The sequence below is a fragment of the Winogradskyella bathintestinalis genome, assembly GCF_030407435.1.
Taxonomy (GTDB): Bacteria; Bacteroidota; Bacteroidia; order Flavobacteriales; family Flavobacteriaceae; genus Winogradskyella; species Winogradskyella bathintestinalis.
Map to the genome: position 1 here is coordinate 996,772 of NZ_JASDDK010000001.1, position 19,930 is coordinate 1,016,701.

Annotated in this window: 17 protein-coding genes and 1 riboswitch; of the genes, 10 read left to right on the forward strand and 7 right to left on the reverse strand. The window is 32.4% G+C overall.

Going from position 1 to position 19,930, the window contains the following annotated elements; all coding sequences use genetic code 11:
• Window positions 1-90: 90 nt before the first annotated feature.
• Complete coding sequence (locus tag QMA06_RS04155) at window positions 91-1,260, reverse strand: trans-sulfuration enzyme family protein (RefSeq protein ID WP_290205591.1); 1,170 nt, start codon at window positions 1,258-1,260, stop codon at window positions 91-93.
• A 129-nt stretch (window positions 1,261-1,389) separates the two neighbouring features.
• A riboswitch (SAM riboswitch) is annotated at window positions 1,390-1,513 on the reverse strand.
• A gap of 135 nt (window positions 1,514-1,648) precedes the next feature.
• On the opposite strand from QMA06_RS04155, the gene QMA06_RS04160 reads away from it, so the two are divergent.
• The 3 genes from QMA06_RS04160 (at window position 1,649) to QMA06_RS04170 (ending at window position 4,532) form a co-directional block, all read left to right on the forward strand.
• Window positions 1,649-2,239, forward strand: coding sequence for a HupE/UreJ family protein (locus tag QMA06_RS04160; protein ID WP_290205592.1), 591 nt, complete (start codon window positions 1,649-1,651; stop codon window positions 2,237-2,239).
• 231 nt (window positions 2,240-2,470) lie between these two features.
• Window positions 2,471-2,923, forward strand: coding sequence for a deoxycytidylate deaminase (locus tag QMA06_RS04165; protein WP_290205593.1), 453 nt, complete (start codon window positions 2,471-2,473; stop codon window positions 2,921-2,923).
• A gap of 1 nt (window position 2,924) precedes the next feature.
• Window positions 2,925-4,532: a S41 family peptidase gene (locus tag QMA06_RS04170; RefSeq protein WP_290205594.1), complete on the forward strand. Its 1,608-nt coding sequence runs from the start codon at window positions 2,925-2,927 to the stop codon at window positions 4,530-4,532.
• Here QMA06_RS04170 and QMA06_RS04175 read toward each other — a convergent pair.
• From QMA06_RS04175 to QMA06_RS04185, 3 genes are read right to left on the reverse strand one after another with little or no spacing between them, the layout of a single operon-like run.
• Window positions 4,522-5,130 carry an NAD(P)/FAD-dependent oxidoreductase gene (locus QMA06_RS04175; RefSeq protein WP_290205767.1) on the reverse strand — a complete coding sequence of 203 codons (609 nt, stop codon included), beginning with the start codon at window positions 5,128-5,130 and terminating at the stop codon, window positions 4,522-4,524. The two genes, QMA06_RS04170 and QMA06_RS04175, sit on opposite strands and share 11 nt — an antisense overlap.
• 2 nt (window positions 5,131-5,132) lie before the next feature.
• On the reverse strand, window positions 5,133-5,333 hold the full coding sequence (locus QMA06_RS04180; RefSeq protein WP_290205595.1) for a hypothetical protein: 201 nt from the start codon (window positions 5,331-5,333) through the stop codon (window positions 5,133-5,135).
• 12 nt (window positions 5,334-5,345) lie between these two features.
• Window positions 5,346-5,927 (reverse strand): MarC family protein, encoded by a 582-nt coding sequence (locus QMA06_RS04185; RefSeq protein ID WP_290205596.1) that lies wholly within the window; start codon window positions 5,925-5,927, stop codon window positions 5,346-5,348.
• A 452-nt stretch (window positions 5,928-6,379) separates the two neighbouring features.
• On the opposite strand from QMA06_RS04185, the gene QMA06_RS04190 reads away from it, so the two are divergent.
• Window positions 6,380-6,949 carry a DUF3109 family protein gene (locus QMA06_RS04190; protein ID WP_290205597.1) on the forward strand — a complete coding sequence of 190 codons (570 nt, stop codon included), beginning with the start codon at window positions 6,380-6,382 and terminating at the stop codon, window positions 6,947-6,949.
• Between the two features lie 111 nt (window positions 6,950-7,060).
• Here QMA06_RS04190 and QMA06_RS04195 read toward each other — a convergent pair whose 3' ends face one another.
• The 3 genes from QMA06_RS04195 to QMA06_RS04205 all read right to left on the reverse strand — a co-directional run bounded on the left by QMA06_RS04195 (window position 7,061) and on the right by QMA06_RS04205 (window position 11,181).
• Window positions 7,061-9,802, reverse strand: coding sequence for a CHAT domain-containing protein (locus QMA06_RS04195; protein WP_290205598.1), 2,742 nt, complete (start codon window positions 9,800-9,802; stop codon window positions 7,061-7,063).
• A gap of 108 nt (window positions 9,803-9,910) precedes the next feature.
• A complete protein-coding gene (locus tag QMA06_RS04200) occupies window positions 9,911-10,627 on the reverse strand; it encodes a tetratricopeptide repeat protein (protein WP_290205599.1) in 717 nt (238 codons plus the stop codon).
• A gap of 2 nt (window positions 10,628-10,629) precedes the next feature.
• Window positions 10,630-11,181 (reverse strand): RNA polymerase sigma factor, encoded by a 552-nt coding sequence (locus QMA06_RS04205; protein WP_290205600.1) that lies wholly within the window; start codon window positions 11,179-11,181, stop codon window positions 10,630-10,632.
• Window positions 11,182-11,549: 368 nt separating this feature from the next.
• Between QMA06_RS04205 and QMA06_RS04210 the strand changes: the two genes are divergently transcribed.
• The 6 genes from QMA06_RS04210 (at window position 11,550) to QMA06_RS04235 (ending at window position 19,929) form a co-directional block, all read left to right on the forward strand.
• Window positions 11,550-12,032: a T9SS type A sorting domain-containing protein gene (locus QMA06_RS04210; protein ID WP_290205601.1), complete on the forward strand. Its 483-nt coding sequence runs from the start codon at window positions 11,550-11,552 to the stop codon at window positions 12,030-12,032.
• Window positions 12,033-12,036: 4 nt separating this feature from the next.
• Window positions 12,037-12,552 (forward strand): DUF6252 family protein, encoded by a 516-nt coding sequence (locus QMA06_RS04215; protein WP_290205602.1) that lies wholly within the window; start codon window positions 12,037-12,039, stop codon window positions 12,550-12,552.
• A gap of 34 nt (window positions 12,553-12,586) precedes the next feature.
• A complete protein-coding gene (locus QMA06_RS04220) occupies window positions 12,587-14,491 on the forward strand; it encodes a tail fiber domain-containing protein (protein WP_290205603.1) in 1,905 nt (634 codons plus the stop codon).
• Between the two features lie 34 nt (window positions 14,492-14,525).
• The gene (locus QMA06_RS04225) at window positions 14,526-15,041 is read left to right on the forward strand and encodes an outer membrane protein (protein ID WP_290205604.1); all 516 of its coding nucleotides are present in this window, start codon (window positions 14,526-14,528) and stop codon (window positions 15,039-15,041) included.
• 216 nt (window positions 15,042-15,257) lie between these two features.
• Window positions 15,258-16,091 carry a DUF4412 domain-containing protein gene (locus QMA06_RS04230; protein ID WP_290205605.1) on the forward strand — a complete coding sequence of 278 codons (834 nt, stop codon included), beginning with the start codon at window positions 15,258-15,260 and terminating at the stop codon, window positions 16,089-16,091.
• 22 nt (window positions 16,092-16,113) lie between these two features.
• Window positions 16,114-19,929 (forward strand): T9SS type A sorting domain-containing protein, encoded by a 3,816-nt coding sequence (locus QMA06_RS04235; RefSeq protein WP_290205606.1) that lies wholly within the window; start codon window positions 16,114-16,116, stop codon window positions 19,927-19,929.
• Window position 19,930: the final 1 nt, after the last annotated feature.

Genomic DNA, 19,930 nt, shown 5'->3' on the forward strand with positions numbered 1-19,930 from the left:
GGACAATTCATAAATTCAACTTTTTAGTTTAGAGTTTAAAACTCAATTTCATTATCATCATTTTCATTTTTCTTATATCTCGAACTGAAGTTAGGTTTCTAACGCTTGTTTCAAGTCTTTAATAATATCTTCTGGATGTTCTAAACCCACAGAAATTCTGATTAATCCGGCAGTAATTCCTGTTTCTAAACGTATACTTTCTGGTATTTTTGCGTGTGTTGTAGAGGCCGGATGTGTGACGATGCTTCTAGTGTCTCCTAAATTTGCAGAAAGCGATAATAGTTTTATAGAATTCAAAAATTGTCTTCCAGCTTCAATACCTCCTTTTATTTCGAATGCAATTATACTTCCACCTAATTTCATTTGTTGTTTTGCTAATTCGTATTGCGGGTGCGATTTTAGAAATGGATATTTAACAAAATTCACATTTTCGTGCGTTTCTAAAAAGGTAGCAATTTTTAATGCGCTATCACAATGTCTGTCGACTCTAACTGGTAAGGTTTCTAAACTTTTAGACAAAACCCATGCATTAAATGGCGACAAGGCTGGTCCGGTATTTCTAGAAAATAAATATATTTTTTGAATTAAATCTTCAGTACCAACAGTGACACCTCCTAGAACTCGCCCTTGCCCATCCATTAATTTCGTGGCAGAATGAATCACTAAATCGGCACCGAATTTTATGGGTTGTTGTAAATAAGGCGTTGCAAAACAATTATCAATTATAAATAATAGATTATGTTTTTTTGCCAAATCGCCTATACGTTGTAAATCTAAAATATCAACCGCAGGATTTGTTGGACTTTCTGCATAAATTACCTTGGTATTGGTTTGAATTACATTTTCTATGAGGTCTGATTCTTCAATTTTAAAATAGCTTGTTGAGATATTCCACTTCGGTAAAATGTTATTAAATAATGTTTGTGTCGAGCCAAATATACTTCGACATGAAAGGATATGATCTCCGGCATTCAATAACGCTGCAAAAGTTGAAAATACAGCCGACATGCCAGACGCAAAAGCATAACCACGTTCGGCACCTTCCATGAGACACACTTTTTCTACAAATTCTGATGTATTGGGATTAGAATATCTACTATAAATATTGCGCTTTTTTTCATCGGCAAAAGAGGCACGCATATCTTCTGCATCATCAAAAATATAGCTCGATGTTAAATACAATGGACTCGAATGTTCTAAAAATTGAGAACGTTCTATTTGGGTTCGTATAGCTTTTGTTTCAATGTATTCTGAACTCATTTTTACCGTTTTTGAGTCATTAAATCAAACCAATAATGAAATAAAAAATCCATCAAGGGAAACGCTATAAATGGCGTTTATACTATAAAAATGTTATAAGAGATTGAATTACAATTGTGTAATTATGTTTGGTTATCTATCCAATTACCCGATAAATGAATCGGTAATTACGTAGAATTTAGCACCTTCTTAATAAGTTTAAGGGTTGCTAAGGCTTCATTGGGTCTAATCCCTCTGCCTTTCTTGATAACATTTCAATAAATATTTGAACTTTATGAAATACAATATTCCGAAAGAAAACAGGAAAAAACAAATTTTATTCACTTTATTTTAACAGCAGCTTATGATCTTTTAATTGTAACTTTGAAGTATCTCAAATGAATAAGCTATGTTAGAGAATTTCTGGTTTAATGTGCAATATGGCATGAACCATGTTTTGGATATTAATGGGTATGACCACGTATTATTTTTAGTGATTTTGGCTGTGCCATATGTTTTTAAAAGTTGGAAGCGTGTCCTTTTATTGGTGACAATGTTTACTTTAGGCCATACAATATCATTAATCTTAGCTGCTTATGGCGTTGTTGCGGTTAATGGAGCACTAGTAGAATTTCTTATTCCTGTTACCATATTAGTTGCGGCTATATTCAATTTGTTTTCTGCGAGTCGTACAACACAAAATAATAAATTAAGTTTACTGTTCTTTGCAACCTTGTTTTTTGGATTGGTTCATGGATTAGGCTTTGCAAGAGAGTTTAAAATGTTTTCTGGTCAGACGGAGAACAAATTAAAACTCTTAATTGAGTTTGCACTAGGTATTGAGTTGGCTCAAATCATTATTGTATTTATTGTTTTGTTTATTGGTTTCTTATGTCAAACTATTTTTAGAGTTTCGCGTCGCGATTGGATTATGGTTTGTTCTTCAATAGTAATTGGTTTAGTTATTCCTATGATTATGGGCAGTGATTTGCTGACCTAAACTTAATGTTTAGTTAAATTTTTAGTACTGTAAATTGCTTGTAAAATACGTAGCCGCTATATTCGTTATCATTAAGTACTTTTGTGTCATATTATTGCGCCTATGAATTCAGTGCTAACGGATATGAAAATTAATTTTTTTGTTTCCAGGGGCGCTTTAAATTTTAGGAGCAATTATTAATAGCGTCAGATGACGTAACTCAAAATTTGCATAAAAAAATATTAACCAGTAATGCCAAAAATAAAACAATTACGATACGACAAAGCTTATTTACGTATAGCTAAAGAATGGGGGAAATTATCTCATTGCAAGCGAAAACAAGTTGGCGCGCTTATTGTAAAAGATAGAATGATAATTTCTGATGGATACAACGGTACACCTACGGGATTTGAAAATTATTGCGAAGACGATGAGGGTTACACCAAATGGTATGTCTTACATGCCGAAGCGAATGCTATTCTCAAAGTAGCCTCATCTACACAATCGTGTAGAGGTGCGACATTGTACATTACGTTGTCTCCTTGCAAAGAATGTAGTAAATTGATACATCAAGCAGGAATTGTTCGCGTAGTGTATCACCAAGATTATAAAGATTGTTCTGGTATTGATTTTCTGAAAAAAGCAGGTATTGAACTAGAACTTATTGAAGATTTAACTGAAGATTCCCACTCTCATAGGAAATAATATGACCACAAAAAATAAATACCTACCTCTAATTATTGGTATCGCGATCGCGGCGGGGGTTATTATTGGTGGGCGTTTAAATTTTACAGATACTTCAGATAATCTTTTTTCTACAAATAGTAAAAAGGATAAACTCAACCGTCTTATAGATTATATTGATTATGAGTATGTAGAGGACGTTAATACAGATAGTATTGTCGATGTTACCGTTAATGGGATTTTAAATAATCTCGATCCGCATTCATCTTACATTCCAAAAGAAGATTTAGAACGCATTACCGAAAATATGAAAGGTAATTTTGTTGGTATAGGTATTAATTTTTACCCGTATAAAGATAGTATTGCTGTTGTAAAACCAACAGAAGGTGGGCCGAGTGAGCGTGCTGGAATTATGAGTGGAGATCGTATTCTTTATGCCGATGGTGATTCGCTTTTTGGTCGTAAAATTGATAATGATTTATTGGGTAAAAAGCTGAGAGGAAAAAAAAATAGTACGGTTAAACTAACAGTTTATAGAAAAGGCGAAGATGATTTATTAGAATTTGACGTGAAACGAAAAGATATTCCGATAAAGAGTATTGATGCTGCTTATATGCTTACCGACGAATTAGGTTATATAAAAATGAATCGTTTTGCAGAATCAACCTTTACGGAGTTTAAAGAGGCGTTAAATGAACTCAAAGATTTAGGTGCGACAAAATTAGCGTTAGATTTAAGAAATAATCCTGGTGGTTTCTTAGGGATTGCTGAGCAAATTGTAGATGAGTTTTTAGAAGATGATAAGTTGATATTATTTACTAGAGATAAAAAAGGAAAAGAAGAGCGTACCTACGCAACCAGACGAGGCGATTTTGAGAATGGAGAAATATATATTCTAATCAATGAAAACTCAGCTTCTGCAAGTGAGGTTATTGCAGGTGCACTTCAAGACAACGATAAAGGAATTATAGTAGGCAGACGCTCTTACGGAAAAGGTTTGGTGCAACGCGAAATGGCCTTAGGCGATGGTAGTGCGGTACGCCTTACGGTTTCTAAATATTACACGCCAACTGGCCGCTCAATTCAACGGCCTTACGTCAATGGAGATAACGACAAGTATTATAACGACTATTACAAACGCTTAAGAACTGGGGAATTAGCAGATGAAGAAAGTATAGTGGTTGATGACTCTCTAAAATTTACAACACCAAAAGGAAAAGTAGTTTATGGAGGTGGAGGAATTATTCCCGATGTTTTTGTGCCAGTCGATCGCTTATTTGATAATGAAACTATTAATTATTTAAGACGACGAGGTCATTTTGGCTATTTTGTGTTTGAAGAATTGGATAAAAATAGAGAGGTGTATGCCAATGTATCAAAATACGATTTTATAAATAATTTTGAGGTTAGCGATGATATCGTTCTACGTTTTCAAAATTATATAAACCGGCAAGAACGGACCAATATTACCTTTGTTGCGTATAATGACGAAATTAGACGTTTAATAAAAGCAACGCTTGCGCTCCAGTTATTTGATGATAATGCCTTTGAAGAAATTATAAATAAGGAAGATGTTATGGTACAAGAAGTGATTCTGTTAAGTTCTGAGTATCCTACTATTAAGAAATAACTTTGTCATGAATCTTAGTGTGTTTCCCATCATTCCAAAGTGTTAATATGTCAGTTGCCACGTGCGAACCACTTCCACATGCTATAGAAAACTGACTTCGCCATCCGGCTAAAGTACCTGCAACATACAGGTTTTCTTCAATAAGATGATCGTCATTTTTTAACCATATTCTATTTTTTTCAGTTGCAGCTCTAGGATGCGGTTCTATATATTCTTCTATGCCTCTTATGGTCATCAAACTAGTATAACCGACAGCGATAACTACAATTTTAGAAAAATAAATGTTTTTATTGGTGGTAATTTCGAAGTGTCCTGGTTCTTTTTCAAGAGCTATTACTTTTTCCTTTTCGATTTGCAAAACGTGAGGATAAAGATTTGTCAGTTGAGCTTTACCATCTTTAAGTATATCTCTCCCTAAAGTGCCAGGTTCTAATCCTAAAACATTATTGAATAAGGCGTTTTGAAGATGCGATGTTTTTTGATGCATTATAATACCAACTTGTTTGGTTTTAGCATACGGTTTGTCACCAGCAGAACCCAAGACTAAAGCGCAAGACAAGCCTGCAGCTCCACCACCGATAATTAAAGCATCGAAAATCATTAGCGTCCTTTACTTAATTTTTCAATTTTTTTAGAAATTCTTAAAATTTGTAATAGTATAAGTGCGCATAGTGCAGCTACAATAGTAATAATAGCGGTTTGACTTTCTCCCTCAAAAAGCGCATTAAAATTTAACTTTGTGGCGTTAAAAATAATAAGTACTATGGCTATAACTGATAAAATTAATGTAAATATCTTCATGTTTAAATCGTATTATGCTAGTAAGGCTTTAATGTTGTGCGCAAATAGTTTAACTGCGATGGCTAACAAAATTACACCAAAAACCTTTCGAACAATCATTATACCATTGGCACCTATAACACGTTCAATTTTTGCTGAGGTTTTTAATACAATAAAAATAACGATAACATTACTAATTACCGCCACAATTATATTTTCGATAGCAAACTCTGCACGCAAAGATAGTAAAGTTGTTAGTGTCCCTGGGCCTGCCATTAAAGGAAACGCTAACGGAAACACAGAAGCTGTTACAGCATTATGTTCTTCATCCTTATAAAGGGTTATGCCTAAAACCATCTCTAGAGCAATAAAGAAGATTACAAATGCACCAGCCACGGCAAAGGAATTCACATCTACACCTATTAAACTTAATAAACTTTTTCCAACAAATAGGAAAATAATCATTATTATTCCAGCAATTATAGAGGCTTTTCCGCTTTGAATATGACCTACTTTTTTTCGTAAATCAATAATAATTGGAATGTTGCCGACAATATCAATTACGGCAAAGAGAATCATAAAGGCTGTAAATATTTCTTTAAAGTTTAATTCCATTTTTTTAGTATTTTATAAATTTGGGAATATCAAAAAAAAAGACTGTAAGTAAATGAAATACAGTTGTTTGAATATTCAAAGTATTTAGTGTTTTTGAAATTTTTTGCAAAGGTGCGACATTATTTGAGATTTACAATATTAAATTATTATTAAGTTTAAAACTTAGTGGTTCCTATAAATTTTAATACGTTTAAGCAATATTATCGGTGTAGCAGATTGATTGCTATATTTTTAGGATTACAATATGAAACTTTAGTTGCACTTAAAACTTAAACAACTATTTTTGCATACTATTAAAAAAACGAAATTACTGAGAATACAAAGTAATTGATTCGTTTAGAAGGATTAGCATGATTGAAAACCAACTTTAATTTACGATAATTTTTTTTTCGAAATTTTAGTCTACAAGGGGTAGTTTTATATTAATAATTTAGCATAAGAAGTAGTAATAAATGTTTCAACTCGGAAAAACCATAGTCTCAGAAGATATCATAGAAAAAGATTTTGTGTGTAATCTTTCGGCCTGTAAAGGTGCGTGTTGCATTGATGGCGATGCTGGTGCGCCTTTAGATAAAGAAGAAGTGCAAATTTTAGAAGATATTTATCCTAAGGTAAAGCCATTTTTAAGACCAGAAGGTATTGAAGCTATCGCGGCTCAAGGGACATCAATAGTTACCGATTTTGGTGATTTTGAAACTCCATTAATAAATGGAGCAGATTGTGCGTATGTAATTTTTGATGAGAAAAAAACGGCACTATGCGCAATAGAAGAAGCGTATAACCAAGGTGAAATTTCTTGGAAAAAACCGGTGTCCTGTCACTTGTATCCTATAAGGGTTAAAGATTATTCTGAATTTTCTGGTGTAAATTACGATAAATGGGAGATCTGTGATGATGCTTGTTCTTTAGGTAAAGAATTACAAGTACCAGTCTATAAATTTGTAAAAGAAGCATTGATTAGAAAATTCGGCGAAGATTGGTATGCTGAGTTGGAAAAGGTGGCTGAAAAAATGAATAGTTAACGCTTAGGTGTAAAAATGTGTGAGATTATTACGTTACTTTCACATTTATAAAAATGTTTCAGAATTAGTAATTCTTATCTCATTAAGATTTACATGGTTTTCTTCTTAAATTTATTTCTTACGAAAATATAATAGGATAATTACTAAAGCGGCAGCTATTCCTAAAGCTATCCATAGCCAATAATTTATTTCTGAGTTAGGAAGCATTATAGCCTTATTGTCACCATTTATTACAAAGCCAGCCCAATAAAAGGATGTTTTAAGCATTGGGTTATCGGTGGTTTTTAAATAATTGAGTTTTGCCAGTTGAAGTGCTTCGGCTTTAGTTTTTCCTAATTTTAGTTCTTTATAAAACGCAACCATGATTTTTTGAGTAGCATTATCTGGTGCACTCCATAAACTAGATACGGTTGTAGGTACTCCTGCTTGGGTAAAAGCTCTATGTAAAGAAACGATACCTTTATCTAACTCAAATTCTCCAACACCTGTATTGCAGGCACTTAACACTGCCATATCAGCTTTCAAATTCATGCCATATAATTCTTCTAAGTAGAGTTTGTTGTCCGTGTTTCCTTCTGTGAAAATAAGATGACTTAATTGGGGTGTGGTTGAGTTTAAGCTAGCGTGCATTGATAAATGCAATAATTGTCCGTCAGGTGCATAACGCCTAAAATTTTCTTTTGTGGCTGAATAGTCAGAAAAAGATGTGTTAGGAAATAGTTCGCTAATAAGTTTAGATTCTTTTTCGGCACCATCCAAACGGTACGAATTTCCTCTTACTACCACATCTGTAGTCTCATCTGCAGCGGTTTCATAAGCTGGAGTAAAGATCATGAGTTTGGTGTTGTTTTCAGTCACTAAACTGTCATTTTTAATACTGTATTTTAGTAAAGCTAAATAAGGAGCATAGAGGACGGTTTTATTTTCTATTAAGTAGTTGTTGTTGCTATTTATCAAAGTTTCAAAAGGAAGCTTGTATAAATAGTCATCTGGTAATATATTTAGATGCTTAAATTTTTCTACTTGATTCGGAATTAACAAAGCGTAAAGTTCTTTTGCCTTTAGGGTTGCGTCAATTCTATTTTTAATATCATTCAGGTATGACTTTGTTAAATCTAAGATCGCTTTTGAAGATCCTAAATTTTTTAGTTCTATGTTATTCTTACTTATAACAAATGTATAAAGTGAATCCTTTATAGTTTCGTATCGTAAAGTGACTTCATCGTTAAGTAGTGACTGTTTAAAGTCTGATGTCTTAAAATCAGAGAAACTATATTTTATAATGTTAGGATTTTTAGATTTAAAATTTGTTTTAAGTTGTTCAAGTTGTAGCTCTAATGTTGATATGGTACTATCCTCTTCTTTTATTCTGGCTTCAATAAGGGCATTAGTTATTGCATACTCTTCAAATTTAAAATCATTTACAACATTAAGTTTTGAATAATTGCGTTGCTGTAGGAATTCTTGCCACTCAATAGTATTCTCAATATTTTCGATGGTTTCTAAAAGTTGGGACACATAAAACTGTTGATCATCTTCATTAGCATGTGCAGTAAGTAAATTTGAAATAACTCGTTTAAATAATGCTTTAGTTTTCTTTGTGGTTAATTTATTATCAATTGATTTTTGAAATTGGTTCAGGCTAATATTATTCCATGTATTGACTAGTTTTTTTACATCAGCATCGTTTTTTTTATGCTTATTAAATGCATCAGAAATATCTAAAAATAATGAGGTATAATCAACGATGTTTCTTGTTGAAAAATTAGAGTAATCGTTTTTTAATTCATCTTGTCCAGTATGAAATTCATCTAAAGTATCAAATACTAATTCCTTGGCATCGGCAACTTTGTCTAGTCCAAGCAATATAATCATACGTTGTGCAAGGTTAAAGTGGAACCTACGATCATTTTTTTTACTAATAGAAATTAATTTTGAATTGATTTTAAAAGCATCTTCAAATTTATTTTCAGCGATTAAAAATTCGCATTTCAGATGCATGGCTTCCTTAATATGATAGCTCATGCTTTTATCTTTACTGTATTTTTGTAATGTTTGGGCTATTATATCATAACCTTTTTTGAGTGCTGTTTTATCTCCTCTTTTGTAGGTATTATAATAATATTTTGTGAGCCTATTTGATGCACTTATATCAACGTATTTAAAATTTGGAAGCTCTATTTTATTCGGGAATTTTCTTATTTTATTTATATAATACAAGATGGTACTCTCGTTGGTATCCGTTTCATATAAGCTCATTATGTTAGCCGTGTAAAAAGCCACCATTCTACTCGAATCAAAATTATTTTTTTCAAATAATTTATTTGCTTTATCTCGATACTCTTTTTGTTTTTTTGTATCTCCAAACGTTGAATTTAATATCATTAAACTTTCATATATAGAAAGTAAAAGATCCGTTGGAGGTTCTGATTTTAAGTTCTCTAAAATTGATAATGCTTCTTTAGTTTTGGTATATGCACTCATTTCAAAACCTATGGGAACTTCCATGTAAGTACTAGATATAATTGTCTCTACTTTTAAAATTTGTCCTTCATCAGTGGAGGGAGACATATTAATAGCACTATTAAATTTTTCTCTTAGCACCGGAATGTCCCAAGAATAAAATAAAGATTCTGCTTCTAGTAGAAATAGATTAGCTGCATATAAACTGTCTTTAGTGTTTTTTACAATAAGCCCTTTTTGAGCCTTAGTAACGATATTATTTAATTCTTTAGCTCCAGAAACAGATCGGTATTTTTCAGCGATTTGAAGGATACTATCGCGCTCTTTAGTTTGTCCGGAAAGTGATAAAAAAGTATGAAATACGAGAAGTAACGTTAATAGTTTGCGCATAGTGTTTCTGTTAGGAATCGTAATATACTGACTATTAAAATATTTTGTTTTATAAATGTAGAAATTTCTGTTCTTTTTAAGAATGAAAACAACGTGTTGTGATAATGTCTAATCCAATTGCTCTAATAACTGCTCGGCTGCCTTTGTCTTATAAGTACCATTGTTTATCACTGCATTTAAACTCGCTTTAGCTTTCTTAGTGTTGTTAATTTTAATATAAGCGAGTGCTAAGTACCATTGTTGTTGGGTTTTTAGCTTTTGTGGTAACTCGTTATTTTGTTCCAATATTTTTATAGCTTCGTCATTCTTATTCAATTGTAATAAAACATTGGCTTTGTAAAAAGATATTGTAGCATTGTCACTTTCCTCCAAAAGAGCATTAAAATAATTAAGTGTCTCTTCATACTCCTTAGCTTCATAAGAAATAAAAGCCTTTGTTTTTAAATCGTTATAATCTTCTCCGCGCACAATTGGATGCACTACGTTTTCAAAGGGTTTAAAATTAGTTGCGAAAAGCGCCTCGTTATCTAAGTTTGATGGTCCAAAATACCAAAAACTGGGTAGCGCTAATAATAAAATAATAGAAGCGGCAACAAGCCATTTTATATAAGTTTTTGATGATGTTTTTGTAGGATTTTCAATAGACTGTAGTTCTTCCTTTAATTGTGTTTGCGTTTCTTTTTTAATAACCGTTTTAAGGTTCTCTTGGAATTTAAACGCTTTTTTAAATTCGGTATCTGTGGTCAATAAATGGTCAAATTCCTTTTGCGCTTCAGGGGAAAGCGTTTTAGAAAAATAGTGCGCTATGAGTTGGTCTTTAGTCATAATTAGGGTTTAAAAATCAGGTCTTTAAGGGATTTTATACAACGCGATTTTTGGCTTTTTGCTACATCTTTATTCGAATAGTTTAATTCATTTGTAATTTCATCAATAGTAAAGCCTCTATAATAGAACAGCGTTAGTATGGCTTTGCATTTTTCACCTAAACTTTTAAAGGCGATTTGTAATTTTTGCTGATCTTCTGATAAGTCTTCTATTAAATCTACTGCGTAATCAGTATCTATTTTTAAGCTCTCTAAAGTGGTATCCTCATCAATGGAATACATACTCTTTTGTTGCTTCAACCTTTTGAAAATCATGTATTTTCCAATACTAAACAAATAGGTTTTTAATTCACTTTTTAAATGGTCTAATTTTCCATTAACGGCATTATCATGTAACGCGATAATAGCATCTTGATAAATATCAATAACCGTTGCTTCATCTAAAGGATATTTTTTTGCAAATCCAATAAAAGCTGTCTTGTAATCTAAATAAACGGACTTCAGAGCCTCTGAATTTCGTTTTTTTAAAGCTTCAACAAGAACCTTATCTACCATATTAGTGTCATTAAGTTTTCAAAAGTAAACAACCAAAATTAAAAATATTAAAAAGATTTAAGTCTTGTTTGCTTTTTTGGAACTAAGTAACCTAAAAGAAAATAAGCAGAAATGCAATTCATAAAAAAAGTGCAAATACGGTTAACTAACAAATAGCCAAACAGAACCTGCAATAGGCGATGCTATTGCAATAAAAGAAGTACTGTTTTTAACGATGGCATTTTCTTTGACTTGTAACCATCTGATGGCTTGTGTTTTTATACAAAAGTAGGATGCTATATGAAGTTACTTATAAAAAAAATGCAATTTCTATGTTTACCTAGATCTAAATAGAACACTAAAGAGAAATGAATATAAACTCAATTCTCATGAAAACACATCTTACATTGATTTTTTCTATTGGCTTTATGCTATTAGCTTCAGCACAAAGCATAGATAAACAAGTGGTTGCAACTGCAGGTAATACCTCTAGTAATGCATCACATAAATTAACAACAACAATAGGAGAACCTATTGTTGGTTTAGCAAGTACAACCGTTAGTATTAGTCAAGGTTTTTTAGCAGGAGCTGCAACCAATGAAACACTTTCTATTGAAACCTTAATTGATAGTCCTACCGTAAAACTATTTCCTAATCCTGTTACAGATAGTGTACATATAAGTATGCCAAATAACACCGAAGAAGTTGCCACAACAGTTTATGATATTACAGGGAAATTATTAACAGTACACACTTCAAATTCTGAATTGCAAACCTTAAATGTTAGTGCTTTTAATAATGGTGTATATATGATACAGCTTCAGTATAAGGACTCAAATAAAATAAAAACTTTTAAAATTATTAAAAAATAAAATTATGAAAAACCAATTTTTAAACATCACAAAAACAATTTTAGTAGCTCTTTTTATCTCAATGACATTTGTATCCTGTTCTTCTGATGATTCAGATGCACCAGATGCTGATGGAGGAGGAGATGTAGAATTTTTCGCCAGAGTTAATGATGGGCAATTTACTGCAGATGATGTCATTGCAATAGGGTCAGTAGGCGTTGATTTCCTTTCTATTACAGCCACAAAAGATAATGGGGAGCATGTAGATATTACCATACCAAGTATAGAGTTAGGTACCTATACTGCAAGTGGTGATACTGATACTCAGGTCATCTCTACGTATAAAACTAGTAATCCTGATGCAGCTTCTAGCACCTACACTGCAATGCAGGGCAGTTTTATTATTACAAGTAGTGAGCAAATTTCGACGTCTATGCGTAACATTCAAGGAACATTTTTCTTCACATATACCAGAGTCGACACATCTGAGGTTTACGAATTTACCGATGGGGAATTTAATATTGACGTGCTCTACTTTTAATTCAAATACATTATAAATATCTAAATCATTAAAAATGAAAAAAATATTACAAACTATAGCATTTGCGTTATGCATTTGCTTAGCAGGTTATGCTCAAAATCCACCATCAAACTTTATTAACTATCAAGGTGTGGCAAGCGATGCCTCGGGAGAGGTTATCTCAGAAACAGCAATAGCATTGCAAATAGCCTTAAAATTTGGTAGCGAAACTGCCACGGCGAGTTATATTGAAAACCACAACCCAACTACAGATGCTAATGGTGTTTTTAGTATACAAATAGGAAACGGAACTTTGGTTTCTGGTGCCTATGATGTTAGTAACTTTGGTGTTGAGGCTAGTTATATAACGGTGTCTTTAAATGGTGTAGAAATTGGAACCACAGAGTTAAATGCTGTGCCTTATGCGTTGAGTTCTGGAGATGCACAATGGACTGCCAATGGTACTAACATTGAAAATAAAAATTCGGGATTGGTCAAAGTAATAAATGGTCTTGAGGTTTCAGGTGGTATTAGTGGAAACTCTGGTGCTACAATTACTGAATTTTCTACAGACAATACATTCTCTGATAATAGTGATTCTTCAGTTCCTACAGAACAAGCAATTAAAACCTATGTGGATAATGCCATAAGTGGTTCTGATTCTAGCATTGATGATTTAAGTGATGGTAAAACAAATTACTCTTCACTATTTTTAGGTGCTGATGCTGGCTTTTCAAGCACTCCTTCTAATCACTATAATGTTGGAGTTGGAATTAATTCATTATATTCTAATAGTGATGGACGTTATAATACCGCAATTGGTACGAATACATTATATGCTAATACTACAGGGCTTTTTAATGTTGCAATAGGGTCTAGTTCACTTGAAAGTAATACAATTGGAGGAGCAAATGTTGCAATAGGGTTGCAAGCTCTAAATTCTAATATAAGTGGTACCGGTAATGTTGGTGTTGGATCTGGTTCAATTTATGCTAATATTGATGGAGGTTGGAATACTGCAATTGGTGAGGATGCATTAGGTGATAATACTACAGGAGATTATAATATTGCTGTTGGGAGTTATGCACTTGAAGGTAATACAACCGGAGAAGCTAATGTTGCAATTGGGAGAGCAGCGCTAATCTCAAATATAAGTGGTAATGGAAATGTTGCTTTAGGGAATAAAGCTGGTTTGAGTGCACAGGGTAGTAACAAACTTTATATTCATAACTCAGGCGCTTCAAGCCCTCTAATCTACGGAGAATTTGATAATCGAATTTTAAGGTTTAACGGTACAACAGAAGCAAGAAGTTTCGAAAACAGTCCTACAACAACAGATCTTATTCTAGGAGGTACTGCAAATACCACAGCAGGAGATGATGGTATTATTTCTTCAGACCCTGATTATGCAGGTAGTGATATTTTTATTAGAAGTAATGATGCTGTAGTTATTGAGTTAGATTATGATAATGATGAAACTGGTCAGTTTGAAATAAAAGCTGGCGATGGTTCCGAGATTTTTGAAGTTGACGAAGGCGGTAATGTTTATGTAAATGGTAGTTTGGCACATTCATCAGATAGACGACTTAAAAGAGATATTGAAGATTTGCAATATGGTTTAAAAGAGATTTTACAACTGCAACCAAAAGCTTATAATTGGAAAAATAGAACACAGCCAAATAAGTCTCTAGGCCTTATAGCACAAGAGGTGCAGCCACTTCTTAAAGAGATTGTAACGACAAAAGATAATGAGCAAAAAACGTTAGCAATAAGTTACACAGAGTTAATCCCAATACTCATAAACGCCATAAAAGAGCAACAAGCACAAATAGAAGCTCTAAAAACAACAAACACTACTAATGATGTTGCGTTAGCTGAGATTTTAAAACGTGTAAAAACTTTAGAGTATACAGCAGAATTAAATAAAACCAAAGGGAGTCGTTTAAGTAGTGCTAAATAAATAATTGAAAAACCAAACAAACAAAATTTTGAACATGAAAAACTTTAAATTAATAACAGCATTTGTAATCATTAGTGTCTTAGGTGTATTTACAGTTAACGCACAAACAGAGACCAAACTAGGTGGCTTTTTAGCCTACGGAACAGAAATAGAAAATGTAGGGATTGGTGTCAATGCAGAATTTCCAATTATGGATAAACTTACTATTGCGCCTTCCTTTATTTATTATTTACCAAAAGAAGAGGGTTTTATTAAAGTGAATTGGTTTGAGTTTAATGCTAATGCCAATTACTATTTTATGGATGAAGAAAGCATCGCTGTTTACGGTATTGGAGGTTTAAATTACTCTAGTGTTAAAGTCTCTTATGATGGTGATAATCCATTCTTAGGAGAAAATTATTCATCTAGTGAAGGTAGAATAGGTCTCAACTTAGGTGCTGGTGCTAACTTTAATATTGGCAGTAAAATTGAACCTTTTGCAGAATTAAAATATGTCATCATTGATGGTGGGCAGTTAGTTATAGCAGCTGGTATAAAATATAAGTTATAAGCAATTAGCTTTTTTAGTCTCTTAAGGCTATTTAAATTTTAAAAAAAAACTCAGGATAAAATTAAATCCTGAGTTTTTTTATATAGTGCTCATAATTAAAGGTGTAGATGGTGGTTTGATAAATTTTTATAAAAATATATGAAAAATTGTGTTTACATTTATATCCAACAGACACTAATAGAAAACACTTGTTGTTAATTTGATAATGCAATACATATGAAAGCACTAAAACCACTATTTTTTACACTTGTTTTTCTATTAATGAGTAATGCTGTTCAAGCGCAGTTTTGGAAGAAATTAGCTAAAAAAGCAGAGAAGAAAATTGAAAGAGAAGCAGAAAATCGAGCAGAACGACGCGTTAATAAAAATATAGACAAAGTATTTGATGAGGCTGAAAATGGCATAGATAATATAGATCTAAAAACGGAAAAAGCAGATGTAAAACTTCCTGATAGCTATCATTTTGAATGGAAATATAGCATGAAAACGCAAACTCAAGATAAAGAGATTAACATGTATTATATGCTAAAAAAAGAAGCAACGTACATTGGTATAATTCTGATTTTAGATGAGTTTGATACTTCAAAAAACAGCAAAACAATAATGGATAGTGAACGAGGTGCATTTATAACCTTTATGGATGTAAATGGTCAGAAAATATATAGAGCTATGGAGCTTCCTGAAGCAGATCCTTTAGAAGAAAACACCAATAATTTCACATTAGAAAAAACAGATACCAAAGAGATTTTAGGGTATAGCTGTCAAGGATATAAAACCCAAATAAACGATGGAACCATGCATTTTTACATGGCAAATAATGCACCAATTAGTTTGCATTCTGCCTTTGGTAAAAATCAAGGTATGCCAAAAGGATTCAATAAAGAACTTCTGAAAAACTTAAAAGAGGGTCTCATATTAGAAACTGAATTCACAAGTAATAAAAACAGCAATAACAATTTTAAAACCACTTGTACCGAGCTTAAAAAAGTAGATTATACCTTAGACGTAAGTCAGTATAGTTCTTTAAGTGAATTAGGTAGTAAAAATTAATTATAGACGTAAACAACCAATCATGAAAACAAAATTACTCACTTTAGCCTTGTTATTTTCAATAACGATTAGTGCTCAAATCACTAAATCTGAAGCTTATATTCCAGGAACTAAATTAGTGTTTTATGCTAATGAATGCGGTAATGCCATACCAGAAGTTGCTGGTAAATTAACCTTTTGCGATGGCAACGGAAATTTAGGAGTTGTAGAAGAAAGTTATGGGCTTAATAACAGAAACATACGGTTTATGGTAGAAAATAGAGCCAATGCAGATGAAGCCTTTGTAACTAATGAGGGCTTATCTATTAAGCTAACAGATGGCACTTATGAAAATGTACCAAATATTGCTATTCCAGATTTTACCACTGCTGGAGATTGGCAGAATGATAATATTTTTAGAAGTGCTTTAATTATGCCTAATAACAATGTTATTTTTTCTGGTGGTGATAGCTTTTTATATACCTACAATCGTACTCAAAAAACGATAGCTACCATAGGATTTCCTAATTTTCATAGTCCTGTTACCTTCACTTATGATGAGGATCGTGATATTGCTTGGATTATTGCGCGCCAAGGTTCAAATACTTATTTATATAACTATAATGAGACACTTGGTTTAGTTTATGTAAGCGCATTATCTTCTACTATCAGTGCTGCGCAGTTATCGAGTGGAGCACTTAATTCGCCAACATTTACCTATCGAGATGATCATTTGTATTTTGGTATTCAATCTGGTTTATTTAAAGTAAGTGTTTTAGATTATACAACTACAAGTTATAATACCACTTCAACACCAAGTATTCCGAGTGACTATGTAAATGATCTTAAGTTTGATGATAATGGTGACTTATGGTTAGCTTTAAATGAAACTAACGATGGTAGTATTCTTAAATTTAATATTGCAAATGAAACCTTTGAGCAATATGAATTACCAAGAATAACCAATCCTGCTTATACGTATAAGTTTAGTAATTTAGCTCTAGATAATGCTGGTACAATTTGGTGTACAGCACTTAACTATAATGGTTTAATTAAGTTAGAGTTTGATCAAGGTGTGCCGCAATGGGAACAAATACCATTAACAGATTTGCCACAATTAGGTGTGGAAACACCATATGTGCCAGATAATATCTTTTATAAAAACGATAAATTATATTTCACAACGTTTTCAGCTTCTTCGGGCTCTAGTAGTGTAGATCAGATCTTGGTAAATGATAATGGAAATTGGTCTTCGATAACAGATACTGAGACAGGTAATATTTCTTACGTATCTAGCCAACGGTTTAATTATAATTTACCCGATGATGATGGTGGTATGTGGTGGTTTAATTGGTATGATGATGTCATTGTACATCGCAAAGCTAATGACGAGCAATTTGTATTTACAGATATACCAAACCTTGGTAGTTATGCAGCAATCGATACTGATGATAAGCCTATTATACCGTTAAGCGTAAATGGCACAAAAATCACTAAAATAGATACACCTCTTTTTTACGGTTTATTAAATGATACAAATCAAAACGCAAATGGGTTAGTGCGTCATAAAGATGAGGTTTGGTGGTACAACGAAAGTACTTTACAGATTAAAATTCTTAAATACAACCAAGTCATTGCGACGTTCGATTTAGATGATAGTTATGAGAATATTTATGATTTTCAAGTAGATTCAAATGGTGATGCTTGGTTTTCTAAAAATGCGAGTAATGGTTCTATTATTAAAAAATTTGATACCAGTACTGCAACAACCACGGATTATACATTTACTGAAAATTTAGGGACATTAAAACGAACTGTTGCAGCACCAAATGGTGGTATGTGGTTTGTGAGATTTAATGGGCTTATTTACTATGATGGTAGTGCGTTCACAACATATCCAGCAGCTAATTATTCTCAACTTTCTAACATTGTATCTCTAATAGTAGATACCAATAATACTGCGCATGCATTATTAAATGATAATGCTGCCATTGTAAAAATTGAAAACGCCGGAATATCCAACGTGTCATTTAGTACCACTTTTTTAGAAGGTATCAATTCTATTTTGCCAGCTTTAGGTCATTATAGACCAGATGATTTATCTATTGATAGTGAAGGAGCCATGTGGACACATGCATCTTTAAACACATTTAAGTTAACAGATGCAGATACGGCTAAGGAATACAGAACTGAAGGTGAAACTTATAATGTTTCTGGTTTAATTTATAACGACCTTAATGAGAATGATGCTTTTGATGCAGGTGAAGAATTTGCAGGTCAATTAGTGGCTCTAAAACTGAATGGGAATGTGTATTCTACATTTACTAATGCCAATGGCGTTTATGCATTTTATATGTATGATGAAAATTCAACTTACGAAATTACTTTACCAACCATTGGACAATTTGTTACAGCTACAAACAGACAATTAGAAGTCGCTGTTGGTGATAGTGATCAAAATTACGATGGTAACGATTTTCAACTAAAACCTAAGTTTATAAATTCTTTACTTGTAAAAAGTAGCTCTAAATTAGGAGCTTGGGGATTTGTAAGAGCTAATTTTGAAAACACATACACTACTGCAATCGGTAATTTATCAACAACAAAAACGTTTAACAATTTAGAAGTTACCTATACCTTTAAAAATCAGGATGAAAATAGTACAAATGTTTTACCTTCAATAGATGATGTAAAAGTGTATGAGTTAGATCCTAATGGAGGCTTTCATATAATAGATAACATAATTATAGACCAAAAAAGTAATAAGTGGAGTGTAGATTTGCCATTAGGAGCTTACACACAAAATGAATTAACCATTACGCCAGATATCACAGAAACTGGTTCGAAAACTGATATAACAGTAACAATACCTACCGTAAGTCCGCTAAACACTTATATAATTGAAATTGAAACAGGTCTTTTTGATCCTTCTGAATCAGGTGTAGTTATAAATCATGGTGTTTCAAAGATGGGTTCGGATAATTTTGAAGACACTAATAGTAATCCGCTTACAGATCCTATAATTTTATTTCCTCTTGAAGATCGTGATGATAATAATACTGGTTTTGATGTAGGTGACTCACCATATTTAAATCCAAACGATGTTTATATAGATCCACCATACTTAGATCCTAAACAAGTTTATGGACCAAGTTCTTATCGTGCTAAAATTTATAGTGCATACGATCCTAATGATAAATTGGTAGATGAAGGAGTTCCAGGAGTGATTAATGATAGACATATTGAGCGCAAGTGGTTAACTTATACCATTCGTTTTGAAAACTCAGGGAACTTTTCGGCAAAAGATGTGGTTGTTACAGATGTACTGGATGCGAATTTAGATCCTAATTCTGTAAAAGTAATAGTAGCTAGCCATAATTATACTGTAGATATTCTTAAAAATGGGACAGACGAAAGTGTCTTAAAATTTAGCTTCAATGATATCTTTTTGCCTTTTGATGATGCCAACAATGATGGTTATATAAAGTTTAAGATTAAGGCCGAAGAAGGTATTGCAGAAGATACTGTTGTAAATAACAGCGCTAATATCTATTTTGATCAAAATCCTGCAATTATTACCAATGTCATTGAAGTACGCTTCTTAACCATAGAAACCTTAGGTATTGTAGATGAGAATTTAGAGTCTCAGTTTAAAATGTATCCTAATCCTTCAAGCTCAATAGTTAATATAGAGACAAAATTACAAATTGAAAATGTTGAGGTTTATTCTATTTTAGGTCATAAAGTATTGGAAACTAAAAGCAAGAAAATTGATGTTTCACAATTATCAGGAGGTACTTATATCTTAAAAGTAAGTTCTGAACGTGGCACGATAAGCAAGAAGCTAATTATAGACTAAT